The organism is Pseudomonas sp. 05N434, from assembly GCF_056396965.1.
The window spans coordinates 1-5,353 of the sequence record NZ_JBFTMK010000397.1 but is presented as its reverse complement, the minus strand read 5'-3'; the positions used below and the strand labels follow the sequence as shown (position 1 = coordinate 5,353).

Annotated in this window: 4 protein-coding genes and 2 pseudogenes; 3 read left to right on the top strand and 3 right to left on the bottom strand. The window is 61.7% G+C overall.

Annotation, left to right across the window (positions count from 1 at the left end):
- Positions 1–25: 25 nt before the first annotated feature.
- Positions 26–688, top strand: a pseudogene (locus AC1DLB_RS21670) (helical backbone metal receptor); the annotation flags it as partial.
- Here the strand turns inward: AC1DLB_RS21670 and dxs are convergent.
- The 3 genes from dxs to AC1DLB_RS21655 form a co-directional block, all read right to left on the bottom strand.
- Complete coding sequence (gene dxs / locus AC1DLB_RS21665) at positions 675–2,573, bottom strand: 1-deoxy-D-xylulose-5-phosphate synthase (RefSeq protein ID WP_018925697.1); 1,899 nt, start codon at positions 2,571–2,573, stop codon at positions 675–677. The pseudogene AC1DLB_RS21670 and the gene dxs overlap by 14 nt on opposite strands.
- A gap of 91 nt (positions 2,574–2,664) precedes the next feature.
- On the bottom strand, positions 2,665–3,552 hold the full coding sequence (gene ispA / locus AC1DLB_RS21660; protein ID WP_111454196.1) for a (2E,6E)-farnesyl diphosphate synthase: 888 nt from the start codon (positions 3,550–3,552) through the stop codon (positions 2,665–2,667).
- Complete coding sequence (locus tag AC1DLB_RS21655) at positions 3,549–3,791, bottom strand: exodeoxyribonuclease VII small subunit (RefSeq protein ID WP_007894317.1); 243 nt, start codon at positions 3,789–3,791, stop codon at positions 3,549–3,551. Before AC1DLB_RS21655 ends, ispA begins: the two co-directional genes overlap by 4 nt.
- A gap of 508 nt (positions 3,792–4,299) precedes the next feature.
- Between AC1DLB_RS21655 and AC1DLB_RS21650 the strand changes: the two genes are divergently transcribed.
- Together AC1DLB_RS21650 and AC1DLB_RS21645 are read left to right on the top strand one after the other, a co-directional pair.
- On the top strand, positions 4,300–5,091 hold the full coding sequence (locus AC1DLB_RS21650; RefSeq protein WP_018925700.1) for a YfaP family protein: 792 nt from the start codon (positions 4,300–4,302) through the stop codon (positions 5,089–5,091).
- Between the two features lie 48 nt (positions 5,092–5,139).
- A pseudogene (locus AC1DLB_RS21645) lies at positions 5,140–5,353 on the top strand (DUF2138 domain-containing protein); the annotation flags it as partial.

Genomic DNA, 5,353 nt, shown 5'->3' with positions numbered 1-5,353 from the left:
ACCGTATCCCGCGTCAACTCGGCTGATGCGCTGCGTCTGGCTGGCAGTCCTGTTGCTGGCCATCGGTGGTCCGGCAGCTGCGGCCGAGCGGGTTGTCAGCCTGGCACCGTCGCTTTCCGAAATCGTGATTGAACTGAATTCGGCTGACCTGCTGGTCGGAGTGCTGGATGCCGGTGAGCGTCCGGCCGAGCTCAAAGACATTCCTTCGGTGGGCCGCTACGGTCAGTTGGACATCGAACGGTTGCTCAGCCTCAAACCTGATTTACTGCTGCTCTGGCCGGGCAGTGTGGGGCCGGCTCAGCGTGAACAGCTCAAACGGCTGAACATTCCCACCTATGTCGCCGAACCGCATAACCTCGAACAACTCACTGTGCAGATCGAAGCGATAGCCACGCAACTCGGGCGAGCGGAGCGGGGCGTTGCATTGGCCAAAAAACTGCGTCAGCGACTCGACTCCTTGCGCCAGCGCTATCGAAGGGACGAGCCGCTGCGGGTGTTTTATCAAGTCTGGGATCGGCCGCTGTACACCGTGGGCGGAAGGCAGATCATCAGTGATGCGCTACAGGTTTGCGGGGCAAGCAATGTGTTTGCCGACCTGCCACAGCCTGCACCGCAGGTCAGTGTGGAGGCGGTGTTGCAGCGCAACCCACAGGGTTTTGCATGTAGCCAGAGGATCAGATATTCAGCAATTGCAGGCGCTGACGCACCGCCTCTTCGATCCCGGCTTCATCCAGCCCGCATTCGGCGAGCATTTGCGCAGGCTTGGCGTGTTCGACATAGATGTCTGGCAAGCCCAGGTGCAGCACCGACTTGAGGATGTTCTCGCGGGCGAGGAACTCGCTGACCGCGCCACCGGCGCCGCCCATGATCGCGTTCTCTTCGACGGTCACCAGCAATTGGTGACTGCCGGCGATTTCGCGAACCAGTGCTTCGTCGAGCGGTTTGACGAAACGCATGTCGACGACCGTCGCATCCAGCTTCTCGGCGACTTTCAGTGCCTCGGCCAGTTGCACGCCGAACACCAGCAGGGCGACTGTGCTGCCCTGGCGACGAACCACGCCCTTGCCGATTTCAATCGGTTCGAGGTCTTTCGCGATCGGTGCATTCGGGCCGGTGCCACGCGGGTAACGCACCGCCGCCGGGCCGTTGTACAGGTGGCCGGTGCTGAGCATTTTGCGCAGTTCGTTTTCGTCGCTCGGGGTCATCACCAGCATGCCGGGGATGCAACGCAGGAACGACAGGTCGAAGCTGCCTGCGTGCGTCGGGCCGTCTTCGCCCACCAGGCCGGCGCGGTCGATGGCGAACAGTACGTCGAGGTTTTGTACCGCGACGTCATGAATCAGCTGGTCGTAACCGCGTTGCAGGAAGGTCGAATAGATCGCCACCACCGGTTTGGCGCCTTCACAGGCCATGCCGGCTGCCAGGGTCACGGCGTGTTGCTCGGCAATCGCCACGTCGAAATAGCGCGTCGGGAAGCGTTCGCTGAAGGCCACCAGGTCGGAGCCTTCCTTCATCGCCGGGGTGATCCCGACCAGGCGCGGATCGGCTGCGGCCATGTCGCACAGCCACTCACCAAACACACCGGAATATTTCGGCCCGCTGGCTTTTTTCGGCGCGGCGGCCGGAGCGTCCAGCGGTTCGAGTTTGGTAATGGCGTGGTAACCGATCGGGTCGACTTCCGCCGGGGCGAAGCCTTTGCCCTTCTTGGTGACCACGTGCAGGAATTGCGGGCCTTTCAGATCGCGCATGTTGCGCAGGGTGGCGATCAGGGTCGGCAGGTCGTGGCCATCGATCGGGCCGATGTAGTTCCAGCCCAACTCTTCGAACAGCGTGCCAGGGACCAGCATGCCTTTGGCATATTCTTCGGTGCGACGGGCGATTTCCCAGGCGCCGGGCAGGCGCGACAGGACCTTTTTGCTGCCTTCGCGCATGCTTGCGTAAGTGCGGCTGGAAAGGATTTTCGCCAGATAGTTCGACAACCCGCCGACGTTGCGCGAGATCGACATATCGTTGTCGTTGAGGATCACCAGCATGTTGGCGTCCACTTCCGGCGCGTGGTTCAGCGCCTCGAAGGCCATGCCAGCGGTCAGTGCGCCGTCGCCGATCACCGCGATTGCCTTGCGATCACTGTGTTGCAGGCGGGCGGCAATGGCCATGCCCAGCGCTGCGCTGATCGAGGTGCTGGAGTGGCCGACGCCAAAGGTGTCGTACTCGCTCTCGGARCGACGCGGGAAGGCSGCGATGCCATCCTTCTGGCGCAGGGTGCTCATGCGCGCGCGACGGCCGGTGAGGATTTTGTGCGGATAGGCCTGATGACCCACGTCCCACACCAGCCGGTCGTCCGGGGTGTCGAAAACGTAGTGCAACGCGATGGTCAGCTCGATCACGCCCAGGCCGGCACCGAAATGCCCACCGGTCTGGCCGACCGTGTAGAGCAATTCCAGGCGCAACTCATCAGCCAGGGTTTCCAGCTCGGCTTCGCCTAACCGGCGCAGGCCGTCCGGCGTGTTGGCACGGTCGAGCAGGGGCGTGGTCGGGCGCTTACGGGGAATCTCATGAAACGTCGTGGGCATCAGGCGAATCGTTATAGGTATAAAAGATGCGGCAGTTTACCTGATGCATCGCCCCCTGCCCACGCGTTGGTCTTTTTTGGCGGATACGCCGTCAGTTGCGGCGGTCAACGATGTACCGGGCCAGATCGCGCAAGGGCTCGGCTGCCGCGTCAAACGGTCGCAGTGCGTGCAGGGCCTGGTCGCGCAGTTCCAGAGCGTAGGCCTTGGCCGCGTCGAGACCGAGCAGCGCCGGGTAGGTCGGCTTGTCCCGGGCGATGTCGGCGCCCTGGCGTTTACCTAGGGTGGCGGTGTCACTTTCGACGTCGAGAATGTCGTCCTGGACCTGAAATGCCAGGCCGATGGCCTGTGCATAACTTTGCAGCGACTTCAGTTCGTCCTTCTCGGCACGGCCACTGGCCAGGGCACCGAGTTTGACGCTGACTTCGATCAACGCGCCGGTCTTGTGCCGATGCATGTATTCAAGGGCTTTTTGATCGAGCTTCAGTCCCACCGAGCCAAGATCGATGGCTTGCCCGCCGACCATGCCCGCCGGGCCTGCGGCCAGCGCCAGGGCGCTGACCATCTGCAGCCGGGTTTCGGTATCCGACGAGCTCAGGCGTGGGTCGAGCAGGGCGCTGAAGGCCAGGCTCTGCAAACCGTCGCCGGCGAGAATCGCGCAGGCTTCGTCGAATTTCTTGTGGGTGGTCGGCTGGCCACGACGCAGGTCGTCATCGTCCATGGCCGGCAAATCGTCGTGCACCAGCGAATAGGCATGGATCAGCTCAACCGCGCAGGCTGCGCCGTTGGCTTGCTCGGCCTTGCCGCCCAGCGCTTCACACGCGGCGTAGGCCAGCAGCGGACGTACACGCTTGCCGCCATTCATCACGCTGTAGCGCATGGCTTCATAGAGGCGGGCGAGCTCAGGGCTCGGCGGGTTGAACAGGGTTTCCAGTGCTGCATTGACGCGGGCCTGGCTGGCTGCCGAATACGCTGCAATCATTCTGGCTGATCCGCGTCGAAGGGTTCCTCGGCCAACTCGCCATCACGCTCGAGCAGCACTTGAACCTTCTGCTCGGCCTGGGCCAGCGCCGCCTGGCAATCACGGGTCAGCCCGATGCCCTGCTCGAAAGCGGTCAGCGAGTCTTCCAGCGACAATTCGCCGTTCTCCAGACGCTCCACCAGCGTTTGCAGGTCAGCGAGGGATTGTTCGAAATCCAGTGCAGCTTTTTTGCGGGCCATGGCGGCTATTTCCGGTTGACGTTAAACCGGCGCGACACTAGCAGACATGGGGGGTATGGGCAAATGAGCTGGGCCATTTGGAGCAGCAGTTCCGGGGTGACAACACACCTTGGGGMGAGGGAGCTTGCTCCCGTTCGGCTGCGCAGCAGTCGCGAGCCTCTGGACGCGGTAGGCCTGAATAAACGCGATGTATGGTTTTGGGGCCGCTACGCTACCCAGCGGGAGCAAGCTCCCTCGCCACAGATGTATGTCGTCTATATAGGTTGTGTGGATTATTCGGCTCACTTTATGAGCCGAATAAGATCGCTATTCGGCTCACGCCCAACAAACACCGTGATTCTCACCGCAAATATAGATGTATCTGATTGTTAAAAAACTGCCGAATGGCTAATCTTCGCGCCTTCAACGACCCTATATTCAGGGTCTTCTGACGAAACGCAGTTTTTTTGATCTGTAACGCGCCGAGGATCAGGCGCCAGGTTTCGTTATGCATGGCAGGAGGCGTCACATGCGTTGGGTTCTTTCACTGCTGATTACGCTGGTCTGCGCTCAAGTGGCGCGGGCCGAGCCCACGGCCGAGCTATCGGAACCGGTGGGTGGTTGGCGCTATCACGGCTTGCTGGACCGCAGTGAAAACCCTCGCGTCGCCTATCCCACACCGCCCATCGACCGGGGCGTGCAGCGCAATCGCACAATGATCGAAGGCCAGCTCAAGGCCCTCGGCACGCTCCGTCCGCCCCACAGCCTGGCGGTCAACGGCAATCCCCTGAATCTGTACACCGACGATCAAGGGCGTTTTGCCCGCCCGTATGCGTTCGGCGCCGGTTCCAACAGCGTCGAAGTGCGCAGTTCCGAGGGCAAGTCGCTCAAGCGCGTTCAATTCTATGAAGCCAATAACCTGCGCACCCCGGCGCGGATTCGCGTGGTGCTGGGCTGGGACGATCCCAAGGCCGAACTCGACCTGCACATCATTACCCCCGACGGCCAGCACGCGTTCTGGGCCAGTCCGGCGATGAGCAACGGCGGTGGGCTGGACCCGGACGGGGTCGATGGCCCTGGCCCTGAAATGTTCACCATGACTGCGCCGATGCACGGCACCTATCTGGTTTACGTGAACTATTGGGGCAACTACGGCAGCGGCGGCTATAACTTCGATGAGAACAGCAACCAGAACGAGGTGATCACCTCGCAAATCAATCTGGTGCTCAATGAAAACACCGTCGACGAAAAACGCGAGACGTTCATCGTGCCCTTGCGGGCGATCGGCGACCTGCTGCTGGTCAAGACTTTCAACTATTAAACATCCCGCACCACGGTTGAATTCAGCCTTGTGAAAATGAGCGTGAACATGAGTGATAACACGATTCCACCAGCAGCTTCCCCGGCCGCCGCACCCGCTGCCAAACCTCCTCGCCGCTGGCCAGCGCTGGTGATCGGGCTATGCCTGGTGGCCGGAGTGGCGGGCGGATTGGGCTGGTTCCTGCACAAACCCAAGGCCCCGCCTGCGCAATTGGCCAGTGACAAACTGGGCATGAGCCGGCCGGACGGTCTGCTCGAAACAC

Coding starts and splice junctions, on each gene's coding strand:
- ispA (WP_111454196.1), bottom strand. CDS start 3,552: ATGATTGCAGCGTATTCGGCAGCCAGCCAGGCCCGCGTCAATGCAGCA.
- AC1DLB_RS21655 (WP_007894317.1), bottom strand. CDS start 3,791: ATGGCCCGCAAAAAAGCTGCACTGGATTTCGAACAATCCCTCGCTGAC.
- AC1DLB_RS21650 (WP_018925700.1), top strand. CDS start 4,300: ATGCGTTGGGTTCTTTCACTGCTGATTACGCTGGTCTGCGCTCAAGTG.